This window comes from Acinetobacter stercoris, from assembly GCF_900323515.1.
Taxonomy (GTDB): domain Bacteria; phylum Pseudomonadota; class Gammaproteobacteria; order Pseudomonadales; family Moraxellaceae; genus Acinetobacter; species Acinetobacter stercoris.
Genome location: NZ_OOGT01000338.1, coordinates 1 through 2,158, shown reverse-complemented (window position 1 = coordinate 2,158; position 2,158 = coordinate 1). Strand labels below are relative to the sequence as shown.

1 protein-coding gene is annotated in these 2,158 nt (G+C 36.0%); it reads right to left on the bottom strand.

Features of this window, described 5'->3' with window-relative positions; genetic code table 11:
• Nucleotides 1-15: 15 nt before the first annotated feature.
• On the bottom strand, nt 16-2,158 hold a 2,143-nt coding region (locus tag KPC_RS19255; protein WP_121975918.1), incomplete at its 5' end, for an EAL domain-containing protein.

The window sequence follows — 2,158 nt, the reverse complement described above, 5'->3', positions numbered from 1 at the left end:
TTTCTTAATCTTATCTTAATGATAAATCACCTTGTTTTGCAACATACCTATAACCTCAGTGGCTGTAACGGCTTTACTAAAAAGAAAACCTTGCCCAACTTTACAGCCAGATTTCGCCAAAATTTCCAATTCAGAACTTGTTTCTATTCCTTCTGCAACAATATCCAGTTCCAGTTTAGGTGCAAGTTGGATAAGTGCTTCTATAATAGCCAGAATCTCTTTATCTGGTTCAATAAGCTGGATAAAACTTCGATCTATTTTTAAGCAATCTATCGGATAATCCTTTAACCGGGATAAAGATGAATGCCCTGTACCAAAATCATCCAGAGCAATCCTGATTCCATTTTCTTTTAATAATTGCAATGCCCTTTGAACATAATCCGAGCCTCGGTCAGCCAGAACATATTCAGTTACTTCCAATTCAACCAAATGATGAGGGATATCAAACTCTTTTATTCTTGTCAAAAAACGTTCAGCATAATCATCCCGAAGAAACTCTACAGGTGCGACATTGATCGCAATTGGAACCATCTCCAACCCTTTGTCCAGCCAATTACGTATATCCTTAAAAATCTTGATCTGCATTTGATTACTGATTTGTGTTGATAGATGATAGTCATTAAAAGCTTCTGCGACTACACTTGGAAAACGCAATCCCTTGGTTGGACACACCCATCTGAGCAAAGCCTCAAATCCGACAATTTTTTGTGAAAATAAGTCAACCTTAGGTTGATAATAAGGTGTAATAAAATTCCTGCGTAAAACTTGTCTGGCTTTATTTAATTGTCTAGCTTTTTGTTCAGAACGAATCAGCATACTACTGTTATATGTTCGAACTCCTCCTCGCCCATTCTGTTTTAAATCACTCAGTGCTGTATCAACACATCTGAATAACCCAGACGTATTATCGGCATCTTTAGGATACATTGCACAGCCAATACTCATCGCCCCACTGATCTGTTGATTATTATAACGAACAGGCGTGTCAAGTTGCCGTAGAGCTATTTCCGCAAAGCCTAGAACTTCCTTTTCATCGTGAACATTAGAAATAACAGCTACAAATTGATCCCCTCCTAATCTACCTATAATTGCTGTTTTTCCTAACTCCAGAGACAAACGTTTAGCCACGACTTTCAATAAATGATCCCCAGCTTCATGTCCCATCGTTTCGTTCACATGCTTGAAATAATCCAAATCCATAAGTATCAGGCCTATAGAGGAAAACTGCTCTTTTGCCTCGTTCAGCATTTTGTCTACAACCTGTCTAAAGGCTTTACGGTTATATAATCCAGTTAAAGGATCAAACTCATTTTGTCGTTCTAGTTTCTGTACAGTTTTAATCTGACGGGTAATGTCTCTGGAAATACATAAAATAGATTGTGTCTGGTTATATTGGTCAACAATTGGCGTAAAATGAATATGCCAGAAATGTATGCCATCAGTATCCATAGTTTCCATTTTTGCAAATGCATTTTTTCCACTTGCTGCCAGATTAAGTGCTTTTTTACATTCCCCCAGATATTCTATTGGCACTAAATCCAGCCAATTGGTCATGCCTTCATCTGAAATTCCCAATATTTTACGACCAGACATATTGACGTACAGAATCCAGCCATTCTTATCCAGTAACTTGATACAGTCTGCACTGACATCCAGCATATTCTTATATGCTGAAAACTGGGCAATCTGATTTAGATACGTTGATTTTCGATGATGGATATTGGTTGCTGTCATCACAATAATCATTCGACTATCTGAGGCGATTTTTGCGATCTGAACTTGTAAAGAAAACCAATTATAGATCCTACTCTCAATGATCAACTCTATTTCTTTAAGAAAAACATTGTTTAAATTTACACAAGCAATTAATTCATTTTGAAAATTTTGTAGATCATTTTTCCCGATCATGTCAAAAAAACTGTGATTGATACCAAATTGGTTTTGCCACTTTGGATTTGCATGAATTATAGCCCCATCATCCAAGTAACATACGGCACAAGGATGTGGTAAACAGTTAAATATTTTAAATACATCCTGTGATGTATTATCAAGTATTAAAATATCCTTTTTATTTTGATAATTTAGAGATATTTCTGAAACCCTCTCAAAATAATACATAGAATGTTCATTCTCTTTCATATTAATACAACCTTTGTAC